This window comes from Frateuria sp. GZRe14 (assembly GCF_051900395.1).
GTDB lineage: Bacteria > Pseudomonadota > Gammaproteobacteria > Xanthomonadales > Rhodanobacteraceae > Frateuria_A > Frateuria_A edaphi.
Genome location: NZ_JBHZGJ010000001.1, coordinates 2,492,590 through 2,513,330, shown reverse-complemented (window position 1 = coordinate 2,513,330; position 20,741 = coordinate 2,492,590). Strand labels below are relative to the sequence as shown.

Genomic DNA, 20,741 nt, shown 5'->3' with positions numbered 1-20,741 from the left:
AGCGGGAGTGACAAGTGTGAAGGGGAGGGCGCGGCCGATGCCGGTGTGGGTCCTGTGCCGGCGCCAGCGTCAACGCTGACAACGCCGGTAGCGGACGCGCCGGTTCAGGTCCAGCTGCAAACCACTTTGCCGCAGGTGCCCGCATCCATCAGGTCGAAACCCCGCTGGAAATCGTCGATGGCGATCTGGTGGGTCAGCACCTTCTGCAGCGGGAAGCCGGTCAGCACCATCTGGGTCATCTTGTACCAGGTCTCGTACATGCGCCGGCCGTAGATGCCCTGCAGCGTGAGGCCCTTGAAGATCACCTTGTCCCAGTCGATGCCGGCACCCTTCGGCTGGATGCCCAGCAACGCGATCTTGCCGCCGTGGTACATCACGTCGAGCATGTCGTTGAAGGCGCGCGGATTGCCGCTCATCTCCAGGCCGACGTCGAAGCCTTCCATGTGCAGGTCCTTGACCACCTCGCGCAGCGACTGGTTGGCCACGTTGACCACGCGGGTCGCGCCCATGTCGGCGGCGAGCTTCAACCGGTAGTCGTTGACGTCGGTGACCACCACGTTTCGCGCGCCCACGTGCTTGGCGATGCCCGCGGCGATGATGCCGATCGGGCCGGCGCCGGTGATCAGGACGTCCTCGCCGATCAGGTCGAATTCAAGCGCGCAGTGTGCGGCGTTGCCGTAGGGGTCGAAGAACGCGGCCAGCTCGGACGGAATCTGGTCGGGGATAGGCCACAGGTTCGACGCCGGTACCGCCACGAACTCGGCGAAGGCGCCGTTGCGGTTGACGCCGATACCCACGGTATTGGGACACAGGTGCTGGCGCCCGGCGCGGCAGTTGCGGCAATGCCCGCAGACGATGTGGCCTTCGGCCGAGACGCGGTCGCCCACCTTGTAACCGGTCACCGCGCTACCGAGCTCGGCGATACGGCCGACGAACTCGTGGCCGATGGTCAGACCCTGGGGAATCGTGCGCTGGGACCATTCGTCCCACTTGTAGATGTGCAGGTCGGTGCCGCAGATGGCGGTCTTCTCGACCTTGATCAGCACCTCGTTGGGGCCGATCTGGGGAACCGGCACCTCTTCCATCCAGATGCCCTGTTCGGGCTTGCGCTTGACCAGGGCTTTCATCGTCTGCGGCATGGGACCACCATCGTCTGGCCCGCGTAGGCGGGCGGGGAAGCTGACGATTATAAGGCCTCGCCGCGGGGGCGGCCGAGCCTCAGCCGAGGGCGTGCCAGGCGATCGAGAAGACGAAGCTGATGAGGACGCACACTGTCAGCCAGAAGCCGAAGTTGTCCTTGTCCCACACCGGCTTGCGAGCCACCGGAGGCTTTCCCTGCGGCGAACGCGAAGGAGCAGGCTGGGCCGCCGGGCGAACGCGCGGCAAAGACGTGGCGGAGGCGGGTCGCAGCATCACGACGCCCCCGTGCCCACCGTCCTGGTCGTGTTCCGCGTCGATCGAGTGCACCATGGCGTGAATTCTATGTGGTCGCCTGCCAGCATGGTGCGCCCGCGGTGGTTCTTAGGCAAGTCATGAAGGGCCGCGAGGAGCCTGCGAATGTGACCGGCGTCACTAACTGGTCGCAGTCTGTCCCTGTGCCGATCAGGCGCCTGTGCCGCCTACAATGGCCGGAATGCCCGCCGATGCGCGCCCCCTTGCCGTGTTCCTCATGGGCCCCACTGCTTCGGGCAAGACGGCGCTCGCCTGTGCGTTGAGTGAACGCTTCGCCCTCGACCTGGTGAGCGTGGATTCGGCGCTGGTCTACCGCGGACTGGATATCGGCGCGGCCAAGCCCGATGCGGCCACGCTGGCCCTGCATCCGCACGCGCTACTGGACCTGCGCGACCTGTCCGAGCCCTATTCCGCGGCCGATTTCCGGGCCGATGCGCTGGCTGCCATGGCGCGCATCCATGCGCGGGGGCGGGTGCCGCTGCTGGTGGGGGGCACCGGGCTGTATTTCCGTGCGCTTCAGCGCGGCCTTTCGGCGCTGCCCGACGCGGCGCCCGCCATCCGCGCGCGGCTGGCCGACGAGGCAGCGGCACTTGGCTGGCCCGCGCTGCACGCGCGGCTGGCCGCGTGCGATCCAGTCGCCGCCGGTCGCATCGGTCCCAACGATGCCCAACGCCTGCAGCGCGCGCTGGAGGTCATCGAGCTGACTGGACGACCGCTCTCCGAGCAACAGACCGGGGGCCGCGGCGAACGCTTTCCCTGGCGCGTGCTCAAGCTGGCGCTGTTGCCGGCCGACCGCGCCGAGCTGCACGCCCGCATCGCCCGGCGTTTCGACGCCATGCTGGCTGCCGGCTTCCTCGACGAGGTGCGCGCCTTGCGTGACCGCCAAGACCTCGATCCGGACCTGCCGGCGTTGCGCGCCGTCGGATACCGGCAGGCGTGGGAGCACCTGGACGGCGCCAACGATGCGGCCGTCTTTCGCGACAAAGGCATCTTCGCCACCCGGCAGTTGGCCAAGCGGCAGATGACCTGGCTGCGCACGGAGCTGGACGCGAGGACGCTTGATCCAGACCGGGCCGGCCTGTTCGATCGTGCATGCGGCGCGCTGGAGCTCTTCCTGTAGCGCCCGCTGCTGCGAGCGCGCCCTTGCGGAACCCACTTGTGGGTGCTGCCCATTCGGAGCAAACGCATTGCCCGCCACTGGGCTCCTGCGTCGAGGCGGCGATCCGGGGATGTATGTCGTGGTTCCCGTGCTTTCGCCCATCATTTAAAAGCGGTTAATATCCCTTCGACTTGGGCCGGCGCGTCATGCGCGCGTTTTTTCTCCGGCCCGCGCAGGTTCGCGAGGGGGTACAACAACATGTCCAAAGGGCAGTCATTGCAGGATCCGTTTCTCAACGCACTTCGCCGTGAGCGCGTTCCGGTGGCCATCTATCTCGTCAACGGCATCAAACTGCAGGGCACGATCGAGTCGTTCGACCAGTTCGTGGTGCTGCTGCGCAACCAGGTGAGCCAGATGGTCTACAAGCACGCCATCTCCACCGTCGTGCCCAGCCGCAACGTGCGCATGGGCAATGGCCATGAAGGCCATGTCGACGCCCACGCGCCCGCCGAAGGCGAAGACTGATTTCACGGATGGTTTGACGTGCCGCTGGCGGGCCGCCCGGTCCGCCGGCGGTTGTCGCCCATGGGCCTTGCCGTCGACCGCCTGCTGATGGGCATACAATGCCGACCCCATGCCACCGGCGCGCTGCCGGTGGCGCAAATCCGCTTCCTCAGGCCACGCCAACCCAGTGTTCGATAGACAGAAGAAGGGCGAGCGCGCCGTACTGGTGCTGCCGCACGCCCGCGGCGAGGGCGACACCGCCCGCCGCGCGGAGGAGTTCGCCGAGCTCGTGCGTTCGGCCGGCGCCGAAGTGCTCGCCAGCGTTTCCGCGCGCGTGGAAGATCCCAATCCTCGCTATTACATCGGCACGGGCAAGGCTGAAGAGGTGGCCGAGGCCGTGCGCGCCACCGAAGCCGACGTGGTGCTGATCGACCACCTGCTCACGCCGGTGCAGGAACGCAACCTGGAAAAACTGCTGGCCGTGCGCGTGGTCGACCGCGCCGGACTGATCCTGGACATTTTCGCCCAGCGCGCGCGGTCGCACGAGGGCAAGCTGGAAGTGGAACTGGCTCAGCTCAAGCACCTGGCCACGCGGCTGGTGCGCGGCTGGACCCACCTTGAGCGGCAGCGCGGCGGTGCCATCGGATTGCGGGGTCCCGGCGAAACCCAGCTGGAAACCGATCGCCGCCTGCTGGGCGAGCGGGTCAAGATGCTCACCCGGCGCCTGGAGAAGGTGCAGGTGCAGCGCACGCAGCAGCGCCGTGCGCGCCTGCGCAACACGGTGCCGCGGGTCGCGCTGGTGGGCTACACCAACGCCGGCAAGTCGACGCTGTTCAATGCGCTGACCGAAGGCGAGGTGTTTGCCGCGAACCTGCTGTTCGCCACGCTCGACCCGACGGTCCACAAAATCGAGGACCTTTCCTGCGGTCCGGCCGTGCTTGCCGATACCGTGGGCTTCATCCGCGAACTGCCGCATGACCTGGTCGCCGCGTTCCGCGCGACCCTGGCCGAGGCGCGCGACGCCGACCTGCTGCTGCACGTCAGCGACGCCGCCGACGACGAACGCGTGAGGTTGCACCGCGTGGTCGACGGCGTGCTGGAGGAGATCGGCGCCGGTGACGTGCCGCAGCTGCACGTCATGAACAAGATCGACATGCTGCGCGAAGGCGAGGACGAGCCGCGCTCCGGCACCGAACCACGCATCGTGCGCGATGGCGAGGGGCGGCCGACCCAGGTCTGGCTGTCGGCCCACACCGGCGAGGGACTGGACCTGCTGCGCCAGGCGCTGGGCGAACTGCTCGGCGGCGAACGCGTGCAGACCGAACTGCAACTGCCGCTCTCCGCGGGCCGGCTGCACGCGCGCCTGCGTGCAGCCGGCGCCATTGCCGGTGAATCGGTCGACGAACACGGCTGGCGGCTGCAGATCGATGCGCCGCGCAGCGTGATCGCGCCGCTGGGCGGCGGCCATCCGCAGGACGCGGCGCTGCTGCGGGGCGTGCTCGGGTCGACGGACGGCCTGTAGGTCTCCGCGCCGGGGACCGACAGCGGCCAGGGCCACCCCAACCAGGCCACGCCCGAATTCACCTCTGCTAGACTAAGCGGCGTTTGTGCGGCGTTTTCCCGCCCGCACCGAGATCGACCGCGGCGCGCCGCGGTTCACCCATCCCCGACCTCGACGCCGCGCCCCATGCCCCTCATTCCGCAACGCACCCACCGGCTCGTCCCGCCGGCCTGCCCCTTGTCCCAAGGAGACTGACATGGCCTGGAACGAACCCGGCAACGGCCAACGCGATCCCTGGAACAGCAAGCGTCCCGGCAACAACGGTAACGGCCTGGACGACGCCCTCCGGCGCCTGCGCGCGCGCCTGGGCAAGCACGGCGGCCCCGGCGGCATCATCACCATCGTGCTGGCATTGGTGCTGGCCTGGCTGCTGCTGAGCAGCTACACCATCGTCGATGCCCGCCAGGCCGGCGTGGTGCTGCGCTTCGGGCAGTACAGCCGCACGCTGCCGCCAGGCTTCCATTTCAAGCTGCCGCAGCCCGTCGAAACCATCACCAAGGTCGAGACCACCCGCGTGCGCTCGCTGCAGGACAGCGTGCGCATGCTGACCCGCGACGAAAACATCATCACCATCGATTTCACCGTGCAATACCAGGTGTCCGACGCGCGTGCCTACCTGTTTGCGGTGGACGACGTGGAAGACACCATTGCCGCCGCCTCCGAGGCCGCCGTGCGCTCGGTGATCGGCCGCAGCGACATGGACACGATCCTCTCCGGCGAAGGCGCCGCGCTGGTCGGCGAGGCCGGCCAGGCCCTCCAGAAGACGCTGGACAGCTACCACTGCGGCCTGCAAGTGACCGCCGTGAGTTTCCAGAATGTCTCGCCGCCGGCCGAGGTGAAGGACGCCTTCGACGACGTCAACAAGGCGCGCGAGGACAAGCAGAGCATCGAGAACAATGCGCTGGCCTACGCCAACAAGGTGGTGCCGGTCGCGCGCGGCGATGCTTCGCGCATCGCCGCCGAGGCTGCGGGCTACAAGGCCGAACGCATCGCCCGTGCAAACGGCGACGCCGCGCGCTTCGACCTGCTGCTGAAGGAATACAAGGCGGCACCGGAAGTGACCCGCAAGCGCCTGTGGCTGGAGACGATGGAGCAGGTGATGGCCGGCAACCGCAAGGTGATCGACGGCTCCAGCGGACGCACCATCATCAACCTGCCGCCGGCCGCGCCGGCGAGCCCGCCGACCGCGGCCGCCGTCACCACCGATGACGCAAGCGACAAGGGGAACCAGCCATGAAGATCGTCTGGACCGTGATCGTGGTGCTGCTGGTGCTGCTGGGCCTCAACAGCGCGTTCGTGGTGCGCGAGGGTCAGAGCGCGCTGCTGCTGCAGTTCGGCCGCATCGTGCAGACCGACTACACGCCCGGGCTGCACTTCAAGGCGCCGGTGATCCAGCAGGTGATGCGTTTCGACAGCCGCATCCAGGGCCTGGACGCGCCGCCGGAGCGTTACTTCACCTCCGAGAAGAAGAGCGTCAACGTCGACTTCTACGTGAAGTGGCGCATCGCCGACAACGCCGCCTACTACCGCGCCACCAGCGGTGACGCCAACCAGGCGGCGCAACGGCTGAGCCCGGTGGTGAAGGACGCGCTGCGCTTCGAATTCAATTCGCGCAGCCTGCAGGACCTGATCGCCGGGGGCCGCAAGGACATCACCGAGCGCGTGCGCAAGCAGACCGACGCCGCCGCGCGAAAGAATCTCGGCATCGCCGTGGTCGACGTGCGCATCAAGCGTATCGACCTGCCCGAGGAGGTCAGCGAATCGGTCTACAAGCGCATGCGCGCCGAGCGCCTGCAGCTGGCCAACGAACTGCGCTACACCGGCCAGGAACAGGCCGAAAAGATCCGCGCCGATGCCGACCGCCAGGGCCAGGTGCTGCGCGCCGACGCCGATCGCGACGCCGCCACCGTGCGCGGCCAGGGCGACGCCCAGGCCGCCGCCATCTATGCGGGCGCCTACGGCCAGGATCCGGAGTTCTTCGCGTTCTATCGAAGCCTGTCGGCGTACAAGACCGGTTTCGCCGATGGTCACGGCACCCTGGTGCTCAAGCCGGACTCCGAACTGCTGCGTTACTTCGAGGACAGCGCCAAGCGCTGAAGCCATGCCGCACGAATTGTCCGTCGCACTGTGCCTGGTGCTGGTGATCGAAGGCCTGATGCTGTTCGCCGCCCCGGCCCACTGGCAGTCGATGGTGCGCCAGGCGCTGGAACTCAAGCCGCGCAGGTTGCGCGTGTTCGGCGCGGTGGCAGTGATCGCGGGGCTGGCCGTCCTGCAGCTGGTGCGCTGAAGCTTTCCTGTTTCCCAAACTCACGGCTCCCCCGGGAGCACCCAACGAGCGAGAACTTTCATGGGCAAGTCAGTCGTCATCCTTGGAGCCCAGTGGGGCGACGAAGGCAAGGGCAAGATCGTCGACCTGCTGACCGAGCGGGTCAGTGCCGTGGCGCGCTTCCAGGGCGGCCACAATGCCGGCCACACGCTGGTGATCAAGGGCAAGAAGACCGTACTGCACCTGATCCCCTCGGGCATCCTGCGCGACGACGCGTTGTGCCTGATCGGCAACGGCGTGGTGCTTTCGCCGGCGGCGCTGATGGAAGAGATCGCCGAGCTCGAAGGCAATGGGGTGGACGTGCGTTCGCGCGTCAAGATCAGCCCGGCGACGCCGCTGATCATGCCGTACCACATCGCCGTGGATAAGGCGCGCGAGGCCGCCGCCGGCAAGGGTGCGATCGGCACCACCGGCCGCGGCATCGGCCCCGCCTACGAGGACAAGGTCGCCCGCCGTTCGATCCGCGTGGCCGACCTGATGTACCCGCACGAGCTCCCGGCGCAGATCAAGGCGGCGGTCGAATACCACAACTTCATCCTGACCCAGTGGCTGAAGGCCGAGCCGGTCGATTACCAGAAGGTGCTCGACGACGCGCTGGCCTGGGGCGAGTACATCCGCCCGATGGTCGACGACGTCGCCACCATCCTGCACGACGTGCGCGCCGAGGGCGGCAACATCCTGTACGAAGGCGCGCAGGGCGCGCTGCTGGACATCGACCACGGCACCTATCCGTACGTCACCTCGTCCAACACCACCGTTGGCGGCGCGCTGGCCGGCACGGGCGTGGGCGCCCGCGACATCGACTACGTGCTGGGCATCTGCAAGGCCTACGCGACGCGCGTGGGCGGCGGGCCGTTCCCGACCGAGCTCAACGACGAGATGGGCGAACGCCTGCGCAAGGTCGGCAACGAGTTCGGCGCCAGCACCGGCCGGCCGCGCCGCTGTGGCTGGATCGACCTGGTGGCGTTGAAGCGCGCCGTCCAGATCAACGGCATCAGCGGTCTGGCCATCACCAAGCTCGACGTGCTCGACGGCCTGCCGTCGATCAAGGTCTGCGTGGCCTACGAATACCGCGGCAAGCGTCGCGAGCTGGCACCGCTGGACGCCGACGGCTGGGCCGAGTGCAAGCCGGTGTATCTGGAATTCCCCGGCTGGGAGGAATCGACCGCCGGCATCCGCGACTGGAACAAGCTGCCTGCCGCGGCCCGCGCCTACCTGCGCGCGGTCGAGGAGCTGTCCGGCTGCCGCCTGGCCATTGTCGCCACCGGCGCCGACCGCGACGACACCATCGTGCTGGATGATCCGTTCGCTTGAGCGATTGCCCCGCACGGCTCGACGGAAGAAGCCCGCCTCGGCGGGCTTTTTCGTCTGAGGCGTCGTTGGCAGCCGTCGGCGGATGCCTGTTCGAAGGCGTGGGCCTACGGCGTCTGGGAGGTCACCCGGGCATTGGCTGCCGATCCGATCGACGGGCGTAACAGGCCGCCGGGAAGGAACTGCGCTCCCCGGTTAATACGTCCGGTCAATACATCCGCATCGACGAAGCGCGGATCACGAACGGCGCCTGCTCCGCATCCGGGCCGGAGGCGATGCGTGCCAGTTCATCGTCGAGACGCTGCACCGACTGGCCAGCTCCCTGCATCCGTTCGCGCAACATCGCGTTCTCGCGCATCAGGCGGTCGCATTCGTCGTGCAGGGCGCGCATCGAGCGCTCCAACTGGTTGCAGCGCAGTTGCAGGGGATTTCGCATGGCTTGGGTCTCGTTCGACGGTCAGGCGCGGGTGGGCTGGCATGCGTTGCGAGCGGTCGGCCAAAAGACCGCCACTCGTGGGGTGATGTTGGCCGAGGGACCGTGAGGCCATCGTCTAACTGACGCTAGGAAAAAGCTCAGGCGCGGGGCGCCCAGGGCGGGCGTGACGCCTGCCCGCCGCCGGTCGACCGGCCATTCACGCGCTGCGTGCCAAAGCTCGCGCTGTTGCAAAGCGGGAGAGCGGCGTGGGAGCAGCGGTCATGCAGGGCAATGTGGGCTGGCCTCAGCGGTTGTGGGTTATTCGCCACGGCGAGAGCGCGGGGAATATCGCGCGCGACCATGCGGAATCTTCCGGCGCGACGCTGATCGAGCTGAAACACCGCGACGCCGACGTGCCGCTGTCGCCGCTGGGCCTGGAGCAATCGCAGGCACTGGGCGCCTGGGTGCGGGCGCTGCGGGAGGACGACCGGCCGACGACCTTCATGGCCTCGCCCTACAAGCGCGCGAGAGAGACCGCCGTGGCGGTCGCCGCTGCGCTGGGGCGCGCGCGCGAGGACGTGGTCGTCGACGAGCGCCTGCGCGAGAAAGAGTTCGGCGTGCTCGACCGTTACACCCGCGCCGGCATCCGCAGCAAATTTCCCGAGCTGGCCGAGCAGCGGCAGCTGGTGGGCAAGTTCTATTTCCGCCCGCCCGGCGGCGAGAGCTGGTGCGACGTGGTGCTGCGGCTGCGCAGCATGCTCGGCGATCTGCAGCGCAACCATGCGGGCGAGCGTGTGATGATCGTTGCGCACCAGGTGATCGTGAACTGCTTTCGCTATCTGCTGGAGCGCATGGACGAGGACACCATCCTCGCGATCGATCGCAACGGGGACGTGCCCAATTGCGGCATCACCGAATATGCCGAGGCCCCGGACGGTTGCGGCCTGCTGCTCCAGCGCACCAACTTCGTGGCGCCGCTGGTGGAAGCCGGCTCACCGGTGACGATCGAGTCGGACCGACCCAAGGGAGCGCGGTGAGCGCGACAGGCGCCAAGCCGCAGCGTCTCACGGCGAGGCTGCTGCGCGGCATGCCGCTGCCCGATCCGGACGGAGGCAAGGAACGGCGCGGGCGCGTGCTGGTCGTCGGCGGTTCCAGTCGCGTGCCCGGCGCGGTGTTGCTTGCCGGCACCGGTGCGCTGCGCGCCGGTGCCGGCAAGCTGCAGGTCGCGACCGCCGATGACGTCGCATTGCCGCTCGCGGTGGCCATGCCCGAGGCGCTGGTCATCGGCCTTCCGGTGAATGCCAAAGGGGAGATCGTGCGTGGCAACGCGGCACTGGACGAGGCGGTCGAGGGCTGCGACGCAGCGCTGATCGGTTCGGGAATGAACCCCGCGCCGGCCAGCGCCCCGCTGGTGCAGCGGGTGCTGCGGCAGGCCGGCGGCACGCTGGTCATCGATGCCGGGGCACTCTCGGCGGACTTGCGCGCGCCGCCGGGGCGGCCGTACGTGCTCACCCCGCATGCCGGCGAGATGGCCAAGCTGTCCGGACGGGAGAAGGCGCGGGTCGAGCAGGAACCGCAGGCGCTGGCGTGCACGTTCGCGCGGCGCACGCGCAGCGTGCTGGTGCTTAAGGGAGCCACCACCTGGATCGCCGCGCCGGACGGTCGCCTGTGGATCCATGCCGGCGGCTGCCATGGGCTGGGCACCTCCGGTTCCGGCGACGTGCTGGCAGGCGTGATCGCAGGCCTTGCCGCGCGTTGCGGGGATGCCGTGCAGGCGGCGTTGTGGGGCGTGTTCGTGCATGCCCAGGCGGGGCTCGCGCTGGAAGCCTCGGTCGGTTCGCTGGGCTTCCTGGCGCGGGAGATCCCCGGGCCAATACCAGGCATCCTGGACCGCCTCCGGCCCAGGTCCGCATAACCGCGACGAGGGACGTCACGTCTCGGGCGGCTGGCTCCAGCACGCGAGCATCGGCCCATGTTCACCGCTGACCGGATCGCACGCCGGGAAGGGCAATTGCGCGATGCGATCGAGCATCTCCTGCGTGGGCGCCTCGCGGCGGATGTCCCACTTCTGCCCGGGCGGATAAGCGCCGACCACCAGGAAGCCGTCGCTCGATCCGACGCTGCAGTGGCCGGTGCCGGCAGGCAGCAACACCACGTCGCCTGCGCCTACCTCGACCTCGCGCCCGCCCGGTCCGCCCAGCACGAGCCGTGCCGTGCCCCTGGCCACGCCGAGCACCTCGTGCGCGGTGGAGTGATAGTGGTGGAAGTCGTAGATGCCCGCGCGCCATTGCGGCGGCCAGCCGTTGCCATCGAAGCGCGCCTCGAAGGTGGTCGCGGCATCGTTCCCCGGATCATCGAGCGCCTGGTGGTAGAGCAGCACGGGCAGGCGCGGATGGTTGGGAACCCAGTCGTGGCGAGCGAGCCGGAAGGCTTCGGTCTGCATGGTCGTTGGCCTGTGCATGGCATCGCGGAAGCTTGCCCCTGCACATGTGCACGAATCGACTAACGCTCCGGCCATTGTCGCTGCACGCCCCGCTGACCTTCGCTCGGGCACGATCCCTTCCAGCAACCGGAACCGGAGAACCCCATGGGCAGCATCGACGATCCGCGCGGGCGCACCAACGAGAACCTGCAGGACGCCATCGGCAAGCGCGCCGGGCAGAACCAGGTAGAGGTTCAGGGCGAAACCGGCGAGGCGGTCGAGCCGGCAGGTGGTACCGGCGGGGAAAGCGGCAACGGCCAGATGCGCCCGCACCACGGCTTCGGCGACCCGCTTGGGCAGAAGGCGATGGGCGAGCCGGTCGATCCGGAGGCGATCATGCCGATGCCCGAAACCGGTCCGACCTACCAGACCGGCGGCGTGGGGCAGGATCGCGCGCAGCACATACAGGAGCGCAAGCACCGCGAGAGCGGCGTGGGATCGACCAAGGGCCACGGCGTCGGCGGCAAGGGCGACGGCGGGCTCGATCCTCCGCCCGGTGCGCCAAGCAGCGGCGGTCGCGCCTGACGGACCGGACCGTAAGCCGGGCCTTCCCCCATTCTCCGGCGGTCGGAGGCCCGACGCGTGCGGGTGCGTCGGCAATTCCTTGCCACCACCCACACGCCCGCTGCACTGGCAGCCAGGCAAGCTGGTGCGACCGAAACTCTGGAACCCGCCGTCATGCCCATCGACGAGTCCCTGCCCAGCTCCCGCCCGCCGACGAGTGGCGCCAGCGCTCCCACCGGCATCAAGCCTCCCGTGTTGGCGAAGGGTTCGACCACGCCCGGTGGGGGGGTGCCACCGATGTTCCTCAGTCCCGTCGCGCGGCCCCTGGTCCCGCGCGGTGATGCGCTGGAGCATTGACCTCGCGTGCCACGCCCGGTCGGCGGCCCTGCCTGGCTGCGGGAGGCAGCCAGGGGACCGCACGGTAGAGTGCAGGCGCTAAGCTGGTTATTTCCGGACATTGCGACGCCATGCACAGCGAACCGACGACTGCCTCCCTGGGAGCCGACGAGGCGATCGAGATGGCGCCCGACGGGCGGTCGATGCCGGCGCTGGTTCGCGGACATGACTGGTCGTCGACCCCGCTGGGTCCACCCGCGAACTGGCCGCAAGGCCTGAAGACCACGGTCGGGATCGTGCTGGAGGCGTGCCAGCCGATGCTGATCATGTGGGGCCCGCAGCGTACCTGCATCTACAACGACGGCTACCTGCCGATCCTCGGCAGCAAGCACCCCGCGGGATTGGGCCAGCCAGCGGCGCGGCTGTGGGCCGAGATCTGGGAAACACTCGAACCGATGGTCGCCGAGGTGTTCGCCGGGCGGTCGCGATGGGTGGAGGACATGCCGTTCGCCTTGGCCGGCGGTCCCACCAACGACCTGCGCTGGTTCAGTTTTTCCTTCACGCCGTTGCGCGACGACAATGGCGCCGTCGCCGGGTTGCTCACCTCGGCCATGGAAACCACCGGCAAGATGCTGCTGGAGCGCCAGCGGGCGGCCGCCCGCGAACGGCAGCGCAAGCTGTTCGAGCAGGCACCCGGATTCATCGCGGTCCTTCGGGGTCCGCAACACGAGTTCGAGTTCGTCAACCACGCCTTTTACCGGCTCGTCGGCCAGCGCGAATTGATCGGCAGCACGGTACGCGACGCCTTCCCCGAGGTGGAGGGGCAGGGCTTCTACGAACTGCTGGACGAGGTCTACCGGAGCGGCGAGCGATACATCGCCTCGCACGTGCCTATCCGCCTCTCGCCGGCGCCCGGCCAGCCTGCGGTCCAGCGTTACCTCGATTTCGTGTACGCGCCGACCGTCGACGGGTCCGGCCAGGTCACCGGTATCTTCGTCGAAGGCCACGACGTGACCGAGGCCCACCTGTCACAGGAAGCGCTGCAATCCCACGCGCGTCGCCAGGCGCTGCTGATCGAACTGGGCGACCGCCTGCGCGACGTGCAATCGCCGGCCGAGCTTTCGCACGCGGCCGGGGAAATCCTCGGCCGGACGCTGGGGGTGAGCCGTGCCGGTTACGGCACGATCGACCTCACCGAGGAAACCATCACCATCGAGCGCGACTGGAACGCGCCGGGCATCCGCAGCCTGGCCGGCGTGTTGCACTTCCGCGACTACGGCCGCTACATCGAAAACCTCCGCCGCGGCGAAACGGTGGTGTTCGCCGACGCCGAGAAGGACCCGCGCACCGCCGCCCGCGCCGAGGCGCTCAAGGCGATCAGCGCGCAGTCGGTGGTCAACATGCCGATCACCGAGGACGGCTGTTTCGTGGCGTTGCTGTACCTGAACCACGCCACGGCGCGCGAATGGACCGACGACGAACTGGCCTTCATCCGCGAAGTGGGCGAGCGCACCCGGGCGGTGATCGAACGCCGCCGCGCCGAGCAGGAGGTGCGCGAACTCACCGCTTCGCTCGAGCGCAAGGTGGAGGAGCGCACCGCCGAGCGCGACCGGATCTGGGAGAACTCGCGCGACCTGCTGGCAGTGGTCGACTCGGCCGGCCTGTTCCTGCGCATCAACCCGGCATGGACCGCGATCCTCGGCTATGCCCCGGAGTCCCTGGTGGGGCAACACTTCCTGCAGTGGGTCTGGCCCGAGGACCAGACCGCGACCCTCGACGCGGTGGCTGCCGGCCCGCGCCTGACCGGCTTCCAGAATCGCTACCGGCACCAGGACGGCACGGCGCGCTGGATCTCCTGGAGCACTTCGGCCGAGGGGGGACTGGTCTATGCCTACGGGCGCGACGTCACCGCCGAGCGGCAACAGGCCGAGGCGCTGCGCCAGGCACAGGAACAACTGTTGCAGGCGCAGAAGATGGAGGCGGTCGGCCAGCTCACCGGCGGGCTCGCGCACGATTTCAACAACCTGCTGGCGGGCATCAGCGGCAGCCTGGACATGATGCAGGTGCGCGTCGAACAGGGGCGCACCGCAGACTTGCAGCGCTATCTGGGTGCCGCGCAGGACGCATCGCGCCGCGCGGCCGCGCTGACCCACCGTCTGCTGGCGTTCTCGCGGCGGCAGACGCTCGATCCGCACCCGGTGGATGCCAACCGGCTGATCGGCGGGATGGAGGAACTAATCCGGCGCACCATCGGCCCGGCGGTCACGCTCGAGGTCGATCACGCCGACGAACTGTGGGTCACCCTGGCCGATGCTCACCAGCTCGAGAACGCGCTGCTCAACCTGTGCATCAACGCGCGCGACGCGATGCCGGAAGGTGGCCAACTGCGCATCGGTACGGCCAACCGCTGGCTCGACGAGACGTCTGCCCGGGCGCTGGACCTGGTGCCGGGCGATTATCTGGAGTTGAGCGTGAGCGACACCGGTACCGGCATGCCGGAGGAGGTGGTCGCGCGCGCGTTCGAGCCCTTCTTCACCACCAAGCCGCTGGGCCGCGGCACCGGCCTGGGGCTGTCCATGATCTACGGCTTCGCCAAGCAGTCGGGTGGGCGCGTACAGATCCAGTCGCGGCTGGGCGAAGGGACGCGGGTGAGCCTGCTGCTGCCGCGACACCTGGGCGAGTTCCCGGTGGAGGAAAAGCAGGCTGCGTCGGCGGGTGTTTCGATCCTGCCGCGCGGCAGGACGGTATTGGTGGTCGATGACGAACCGACCGTCCGCATGCTGGTGGTCGACGTGTTGGGCGAGCATGGCTTTACCGTGCTGGAGGCGTGCGACGGCGCCGCAGCACTGGAAATGTTGCGCGCGGGTATGCGCATCGACCTGCTGGTCACCGACGTCGGCCTTCCCGGCGGGCTCAACGGGCGTCAGCTCGCCGACGCGGTGCGCGAGCGGATGCCGCGCTTGAAGGTGCTGTTCATCACCGGCTTTGCCGAAACCACCGTGATCGGCAGCGGCCAGCTCGAGCCGGGGATGCAGGTGCTGACCAAGCCGTTCGTGATCGATCAGCTGGTGGCGCGGGTCAAGAGCCTGGTCGAGGCCGGCGGCGACTGAGCAAGCGCACGCGCGCGGAGGCAGAATGCGCGGTCGCACCCGCGGGCGGGCAGCTAAAGAAATACCCCGCGCGGCCGCTAAGACCCGGAGATTGCCGGCTCGTCGGCTTCGAGAACGCCATGGTCGGTAGCTTTCGCCTCAGTCTGGAGCTGTTCTCCCTGCTCATCGGCGGCCTGGTCGCCTATCAGGCGATCGATGCCACAGGACGCATCGCCGCCTCGCGCGCGGCCGCGCATCGCCTGATCTGGTACGGCGTGGGCGCGTGGATGTTGGGCGTCGGCCTGTGGTCGGTGCATTTCGTGGGCATGCTGGCGCGCCTGCCGCGGGCGGTGGGCGCGTTCGATCCGGTATTGAGCACGGCGTCCGCGTTCGCGGCACTGGCCGTCGGGCTGGGCCTGTTGTGGGTGGCCGACTGCCAGGTCATGGGCCGGCTGCGCTGGTTGGGCGGTTCGCTTGCGCTTGGCGTGGGCGTGGCGCTCATCCACATGTTCAGCGAGGGCGCGCTGCACGTCGCCGGTGGCATCAGCTACCAGCCGCGGGTCTGGTTGTACTGGGTGCTGCTGTGCACCTTCGGAGTGGCCTGTGGCCTGCGCCTGATGCACGCGTTCCGCCCGCGTCCGATGCGCGCACTGTACGGTCGCCGGGCATACCTGTCGGTGCTGATGGGCGTGCTGATCGTGGTGTTGCTGAACCTCTCCACGCGGCTGTCCTACGGCGACCGGCCGGAGCTGTCGCTGGTGGCGTCTTCGGGGACGGTGTGGCTGGGCAGCGTGGTCAGCATGGTCGCGGTGCTGGCGATGGGAGCGACGCTGGCCCTGTCCGAGATCGTCGCGAGGCTGTACGTGCGTGCCCAACGGCTTTCCGGTTCGCTGGACCATCTCAACAACCGCCTGCATCACCTGGCCACGCATGACGCACTGACCGGGCTGCCCAACCGCCACCTGCTGACCGAGCGCATGGAGCAGGCGCTGGCGCGCGCCCGCGCCGGGCACGGCCATCTGGCCGTGCTGTACATCGACCTGGACGGCTTCAAGGCCATCAACGACACGCTGGGCCACGGCTTCGGCGACGAGCTGCTGCGCGCCGTGGCCGGACGGCTGGCCGGCGTGTTGCACATCAACAGCCTGGCGCGCCTGGGTGGCGACGAGTTCGTGGTGGTGCTGGAACACATGCGCAGTCCGGACTCGGCGCTGCGCATCGCCCAGCAACTGATCGGGCTGATGCAGGAAAGCTTCGACGTGCGCGACACCGCGCTTCGGGTCACCCCGAGCATCGGGGTGGCCTATTACCCGCGCGACGGCGAGAGCGTGGAAGAACTGGTCGCGCACGCCGACGCGGCGATGTACGAAGCCAAGGAGGGCGGCCGCAACGGCTACCGTTGCTACGACCGCTCCATGCGCGATCGCGCGATGCGCGTGCTGGCGATCCAGCGCGGCCTGCAGACGGCGCTGGATGACGGCAGCCTCTCGCTGCACTTCCAGCCCAAGCACCACGGCGACACCGGCGCCCTGGTCGGCGCCGAGGCGCTGCTGCGCTGGTGCCATCCCGAACTCGGTACGGTCCCGCCGCTGGAATTCATCGGCGTCGCCGAACGCAGCGGGCAGATCGCGCGGCTCGGCGAATGGGTGATCCGCGAAGCGTGCCGGCAACTGCGCGACTGGCACGACCGCGGCCTGGCGCCCGTGCGCATCGCGATCAACCTGTCGCCCATGCAGATCCAGCAGCCCGGGTTGGTACAGACCGCGGCCGGCATCGTCGGCGCGGCCGGGCTGGATACGTCGCAGATCATGTTCGAAGTGACCGAGACCATGGCCATGCGCGACGCCGAGCGCACCACCGCGATCCTCCAGGATTTCCGCGCGCACGGCTTCGAGTTCGCCATCGACGATTTCGGCACCGGCTATTCCAGCCTGGCGTACCTGCAGAAGTTCCAGGTGCGCCAGCTGAAGATCGACCAGTTCTTCGTGCAGGCGCTGGACCAAGGCGGACACGAACCGCGCGCGATCATCGCCGCGATCATCGAACTGGCGCACACCCTGGGCATGGAAGTGGTGGCCGAAGGCGTCGAAACGCCCGCGCAGGCCGCCGCACTGCGCGCGCTGGGTTGTGACCAGATACAGGGCTACCTGCTGGCCCGGCCGATGCCGGCGGCGGAGTTCGAACGCCGCTGCCTGCCCGCGGCGATGGCAACGAGCTGACCTTTCCGGGCGCGAGGCCCGCAGGTCGGCGGATACCTTGGCGGATGCCGGGTGTTGTACCTTCGTCAGGCCGTCCGCTGCAGGGGATGCGGGCGCCTGGCTCCCCTCCCGCGCGAACGTGGGACACGACGAGCCAACCCCGCCTGCTTCGTCGCAGGCAACCCGGGAGGCTTTTCGCATGAGCGTTCGTCGTTTCGCGTGTCTGATGGTGGCGTGGCTGGCCGTCGCGCTGGTTCCCGTGGCGCAGGGAAAGGACGTCGCCGCGTCCGCGGTCGTCGTCGGCAAGGCGCGCTTCGAGTTCCTGACGCCTTCCCTGGTGCGGCTGGAATACGAGCCCTCGGGACGGTTCGTCGACGCACCGACCGCCGTGATCCGGCAGCGCGACTGGCCCGCGGTGCCGATCCGGCGTGCCCGGCAGGACGGCTGGGTGGTCCTGGCGTCCAGCGCGATGACGTTGCGCTACCGGCCAGGCACGGGCCCCTTCGCGCCCGGCAACCTCGAGGTCACCTGGCGCGGTCCGGACGGGCGGGAAAGCGACTGGCATCCGGGCGACGTGGACCATCGCAACCTGGGCGGGCTGACGTATTCCCTGGACGACCTGCGCGGATCGAACCTGCCGGCGAACGGCGATGGCACCGAAAGCCCGGTCGGCATCGTCATCCCCGGCATCGAAGTGCACCTGCAGCCGGCCACCCCCGGCTTGCTCAGCCGCAGCGGCTGGGCCTGGATCGACGACAGTCGCACGCCGCTGAGGAATACCCGGACGCAATGGATCGAACCGCGCCCGGATGCCACCGGCCAGGACGGCTACCTGTTCACCTATGGGCACGCCTACGCACGTGTTCTGCGCGATTACGCCCGATTGAGCGGCCCGATACCGATGGTGCCCCGCTACGTATTCGGGCCCTGGATCACCGACTTCAACTTCGAGTACTTCCCGCGCACCGCGCAGGCCGACAGCCCGGTGTTTCGCCGCTACGACCAGCAGGCCCTGCAGCAGGAAGTCTCGCGGCTGCGCGACAGCGGCATACCGTTCGACACGCTGGTACTGGATTTCGCGTGGCACAACTACGGCTGGGACGGCGGCTACGACTGGAGCCCGCTGATCCCGCAATCGCAGTCGTTCATCGACTGGCTGCACGCGCGAGGCATCAAGCTCTCCCTCAACGATCATCCAGGCTATGCCAACACGGAGGAAAGCATCCTCTCCTTCGGCGACAGCCACGCACCGCAGGTGCTAAGGGACCTTGGCCGACGGTTGCCTCCCGCGGCCGCCTTCGATCTGGACATCGGCAGCCACTGGCGCTTCGCCACCGACCCGCGCGATCAGGGACTTGATCGGCACTGGTCCTCGGCCGCCTTCGACGACGGCCACTGGGCGCCTGTGCGCACCGACCGCCCCTGGCAGGCACAAGGCTGGCCGGCCTACGAGGGGCCAGCCTGGTACCGCACCTCGGTGCGGTTGCCGGCACGGCTGCCGGCGCATTTGTATCTGTACCTGGGTGAGGTTGAGGAGGAGTACCGCCTCTTCGTCAACGGCACCGAGGTGCCGCACAGCCATGTGCCGTGGCCGCAACGGCTTACCACCGCCGACATCGCGCCCTATGCGAAGGCCGGCCAGGCCAATCTCATCGCCCTGCGCGTGCAGGCCGGCAAGCGTGCCGGGGGCATCCTGCGCGGACCGGTCGCGCTGCGCGATGTGCCGCCGCCCGGGCGGATCGCCTTCGACCTGTCGGACAAGGCGCAGGCGGAGGTCTTCATGCGCGACCTGCACCTGCCGCTGATGCGCCAGGGCGTGGACCTGTGGTGGGTCGATGGCGGCAGCGGGGCGGCCGCCATGCCGGGGCTCGATCCGCAGCTGTGGACCAACAAGGTGTTCTACGACTACACGCAGCGCGCCACGGGCGAGCGCGCTTTCATCCTGGGTCGCTACGGCGGTTGGGGCAGTCAGCGCTATCCGGGCTTCTTCACCGGCGACACCTGGTCGCAATGGCCCGTGCTGGCTTATGAGGTCGCGTACACCGCGCGAGGCGGCAACGTGGGCGTGGCATACATGAGCCATGACATAGGCGGTTTCCACGGCGGCAGGATCGACTTCGACCTCTACGCGCGCTGGATCGAATTCGGCGCCTTCAGCCCGATCCTGCGCATGCACAGCGCCCACGCCAACCCGCTCGAGGGCAACCTGCGCATGCCGTGGGTGTATGGCGAGAAGGGCGTGGCGCTGATGCGCAAGTACTTCAGGCTGCGCACGCAGCTGATCCCGTATCTGTATACCCAGGCCTGGCTGGCGCACCGCGACGCGATGCCGATCCTGCGGCCGCTCTACCTCGCGTGGCCCGAGCTGGACGAGGCGTATCGCCATCCGCACGAATACCTCTTCGGCGAATCGATGCTGGTGGCGCCGGTGCTCGCGCCCGACGGCGACGTCACGGTCTGGCTCCCGCCCGGGGGGTGGATCGACTTCTTCACCGGCAAGCGCCACGAGGGCGGGCGCAGCTTCACTGCCCATTACGCGGTGGACGAGATACCGGTGTTCGTGCGCGAAGGCGCGATCGTGCCCGAGCAGCCGCCCAGCGCCTATTCGGACGCAAGGCCGCTCGATCCGTTGATCGTCAACGTCTACGGCAGCGGCAACGGGCACATGGAGCTGTACGAGGATGATGGCCACTCCCTCGGCTACGCCAGACGCGAGTACGCGCTGACGCCGATCACGCATGCCACCGATACGCAGGGCAGGCAGCAACTGGTGATCGGCCCCGCCCGTGGCCGCTTCCCTGGGCAGCTGAAGGCGCGCGCCTATGAGTTGCACATTCACGCCGGCGCCCGGCCTGCGGACATCCACGTCGACGGCCGGGAGGTCGATGACTGGACGTGGGACCAGGGGAGCTCGACCGCGGTGGTGCGCGTGCCGAGCCAACCGGTGCTCGATACGCTTACGGTCCGTTGGTGACGGACGCTCTCGGATTACAGGACAGGAGTTCGCCATGCCGATCCAGCTCGACCACGTCATCGTTCCCTCGCGCGACCGGAAGGCGGCAGCCAGGCTGCTCGCCAGCCTGCTGGACGTACCCTGGTCGGAGGACACTCCGGCGGGCCCGTTCTCCCCGGTCTACGTGAACGACGGGCTCACCCTGGACGTCGGCCAGATCGGCGAGTTCTCGATGCAGCACTACTGCTTCCGCGTCAGCGAGGCCGAGTTCGATGCGATCTTCGCCCGGTTGCAGGCCAAGGGCATCGCCTACCGCAGTACGCCGATGGGCGAAGTCGACATGCAGGTCCGGACCGGGCAGGGCGGCGGCCGCAACGTGTACTGGAGCGAGCCGGACGGGCACGCCTGGGAAATGCTGACGGTGAGCTACGCCCGGAGGCCCTCGCAGGAGGCGTGAGCGCAGGCCGTCCCGGGACCAACGAAAAACGCCGCCGATAGTGCCGGCGGCGTT

At 68.7% G+C, this 20,741-nt stretch carries 18 protein-coding genes; 14 read left to right on the top strand and 4 right to left on the bottom strand.

The window, feature by feature from the left end:
- Positions 1-104: 104 nt before the first annotated feature.
- Positions 105-1,139: an L-threonine 3-dehydrogenase gene (gene tdh / locus ACFWZ1_RS11480; RefSeq protein WP_231320738.1), complete on the bottom strand. Its 1,035-nt coding sequence runs from the start codon at positions 1,137-1,139 to the stop codon at positions 105-107.
- 79 nt (positions 1,140-1,218) lie between these two features.
- Positions 1,219-1,470, bottom strand: a complete 252-nt coding sequence (locus tag ACFWZ1_RS11475) for a hypothetical protein (protein ID WP_439666492.1) — start codon at positions 1,468-1,470, stop codon at positions 1,219-1,221.
- Positions 1,471-1,633: 163 nt separating this feature from the next.
- Here ACFWZ1_RS11475 and miaA point away from each other — a divergent pair, with 163 nt between their 5' ends.
- From miaA to ACFWZ1_RS11440, 7 genes are all read left to right on the top strand, one after another.
- Positions 1,634-2,572 carry a tRNA (adenosine(37)-N6)-dimethylallyltransferase MiaA gene (gene miaA / locus ACFWZ1_RS11470; RefSeq protein WP_439666491.1) on the top strand — a complete coding sequence of 313 codons (939 nt, stop codon included), beginning with the start codon at positions 1,634-1,636 and terminating at the stop codon, positions 2,570-2,572.
- A 237-nt stretch (positions 2,573-2,809) separates the two neighbouring features.
- Positions 2,810-3,076 (top strand): RNA chaperone Hfq, encoded by a 267-nt coding sequence (gene hfq, locus ACFWZ1_RS11465; RefSeq protein ID WP_231320735.1) that lies wholly within the window; start codon positions 2,810-2,812, stop codon positions 3,074-3,076.
- A 166-nt stretch (positions 3,077-3,242) separates the two neighbouring features.
- A complete protein-coding gene (gene hflX / locus ACFWZ1_RS11460; RefSeq protein WP_439666490.1) occupies positions 3,243-4,577 on the top strand; it encodes a ribosome rescue GTPase HflX in 1,335 nt (444 codons plus the stop codon).
- A gap of 235 nt (positions 4,578-4,812) precedes the next feature.
- On the top strand, positions 4,813-5,853 hold the full coding sequence (gene hflK, locus ACFWZ1_RS11455) for an FtsH protease activity modulator HflK (RefSeq protein WP_231320731.1): 1,041 nt from the start codon (positions 4,813-4,815) through the stop codon (positions 5,851-5,853).
- Positions 5,850-6,713, top strand: a complete 864-nt coding sequence (hflC, locus tag ACFWZ1_RS11450; protein ID WP_231320729.1) for a protease modulator HflC — start codon at positions 5,850-5,852, stop codon at positions 6,711-6,713. Before hflK ends, hflC begins: the two co-directional genes overlap by 4 nt.
- A gap of 4 nt (positions 6,714-6,717) precedes the next feature.
- Positions 6,718-6,903, top strand: a complete 186-nt coding sequence (locus ACFWZ1_RS11445; protein ID WP_439666489.1) for a DUF2065 domain-containing protein — start codon at positions 6,718-6,720, stop codon at positions 6,901-6,903.
- A 60-nt stretch (positions 6,904-6,963) separates the two neighbouring features.
- On the top strand, positions 6,964-8,256 hold the full coding sequence (locus ACFWZ1_RS11440; RefSeq protein WP_231320727.1) for an adenylosuccinate synthase: 1,293 nt from the start codon (positions 6,964-6,966) through the stop codon (positions 8,254-8,256).
- A 205-nt stretch (positions 8,257-8,461) separates the two neighbouring features.
- Here the strand turns inward: ACFWZ1_RS11440 and ACFWZ1_RS11435 are convergent, their stop codons facing one another.
- Positions 8,462-8,689, bottom strand: coding sequence for a hypothetical protein (locus ACFWZ1_RS11435; protein ID WP_231320726.1), 228 nt, complete (start codon positions 8,687-8,689; stop codon positions 8,462-8,464).
- Positions 8,690-8,949: 260 nt separating this feature from the next.
- Here ACFWZ1_RS11435 and ACFWZ1_RS11430 point away from each other — a divergent pair, with 260 nt between their 5' ends.
- The gene (locus ACFWZ1_RS11430) at positions 8,950-9,705 is read left to right on the top strand and encodes a histidine phosphatase family protein (RefSeq protein ID WP_231320725.1); all 756 of its coding nucleotides are present in this window, start codon (positions 8,950-8,952) and stop codon (positions 9,703-9,705) included.
- Positions 9,706-9,755: 50 nt separating this feature from the next.
- A complete protein-coding gene (locus ACFWZ1_RS11425; RefSeq protein WP_439666896.1) occupies positions 9,756-10,583 on the top strand; it encodes an NAD(P)H-hydrate dehydratase in 828 nt (275 codons plus the stop codon).
- Positions 10,584-10,598: 15 nt separating this feature from the next.
- On the opposite strand, the gene ACFWZ1_RS11420 is transcribed toward ACFWZ1_RS11425, so the two are convergent.
- Entirely contained in the window at positions 10,599-11,111 is a 513-nt protein-coding gene (locus ACFWZ1_RS11420) for a cupin domain-containing protein (protein ID WP_439666488.1), read from the bottom strand.
- Between the two features lie 144 nt (positions 11,112-11,255).
- On the opposite strand from ACFWZ1_RS11420, the gene ACFWZ1_RS11415 reads away from it, so the two are divergent.
- The 5 genes from ACFWZ1_RS11415 (at position 11,256) to ACFWZ1_RS11395 (ending at position 20,687) form a co-directional block, all read left to right on the top strand.
- On the top strand, positions 11,256-11,675 hold the full coding sequence (locus tag ACFWZ1_RS11415; protein WP_439666487.1) for a hypothetical protein: 420 nt from the start codon (positions 11,256-11,258) through the stop codon (positions 11,673-11,675).
- A 446-nt stretch (positions 11,676-12,121) separates the two neighbouring features.
- Entirely contained in the window at positions 12,122-15,100 is a 2,979-nt protein-coding gene (locus ACFWZ1_RS11410; RefSeq protein WP_439666486.1) for a PAS domain-containing protein, read from the top strand.
- A gap of 119 nt (positions 15,101-15,219) precedes the next feature.
- Positions 15,220-17,298, top strand: a complete 2,079-nt coding sequence (locus ACFWZ1_RS11405; RefSeq protein WP_231320720.1) for a putative bifunctional diguanylate cyclase/phosphodiesterase — start codon at positions 15,220-15,222, stop codon at positions 17,296-17,298.
- A 178-nt stretch (positions 17,299-17,476) separates the two neighbouring features.
- Positions 17,477-20,251 (top strand): TIM-barrel domain-containing protein, encoded by a 2,775-nt coding sequence (locus ACFWZ1_RS11400; protein ID WP_439666485.1) that lies wholly within the window; start codon positions 17,477-17,479, stop codon positions 20,249-20,251.
- Positions 20,252-20,285: 34 nt separating this feature from the next.
- On the top strand, positions 20,286-20,687 hold the full coding sequence (locus tag ACFWZ1_RS11395) for a VOC family protein (protein WP_439666484.1): 402 nt from the start codon (positions 20,286-20,288) through the stop codon (positions 20,685-20,687).
- The last annotated feature ends 54 nt before the right edge of the window (positions 20,688-20,741 follow it).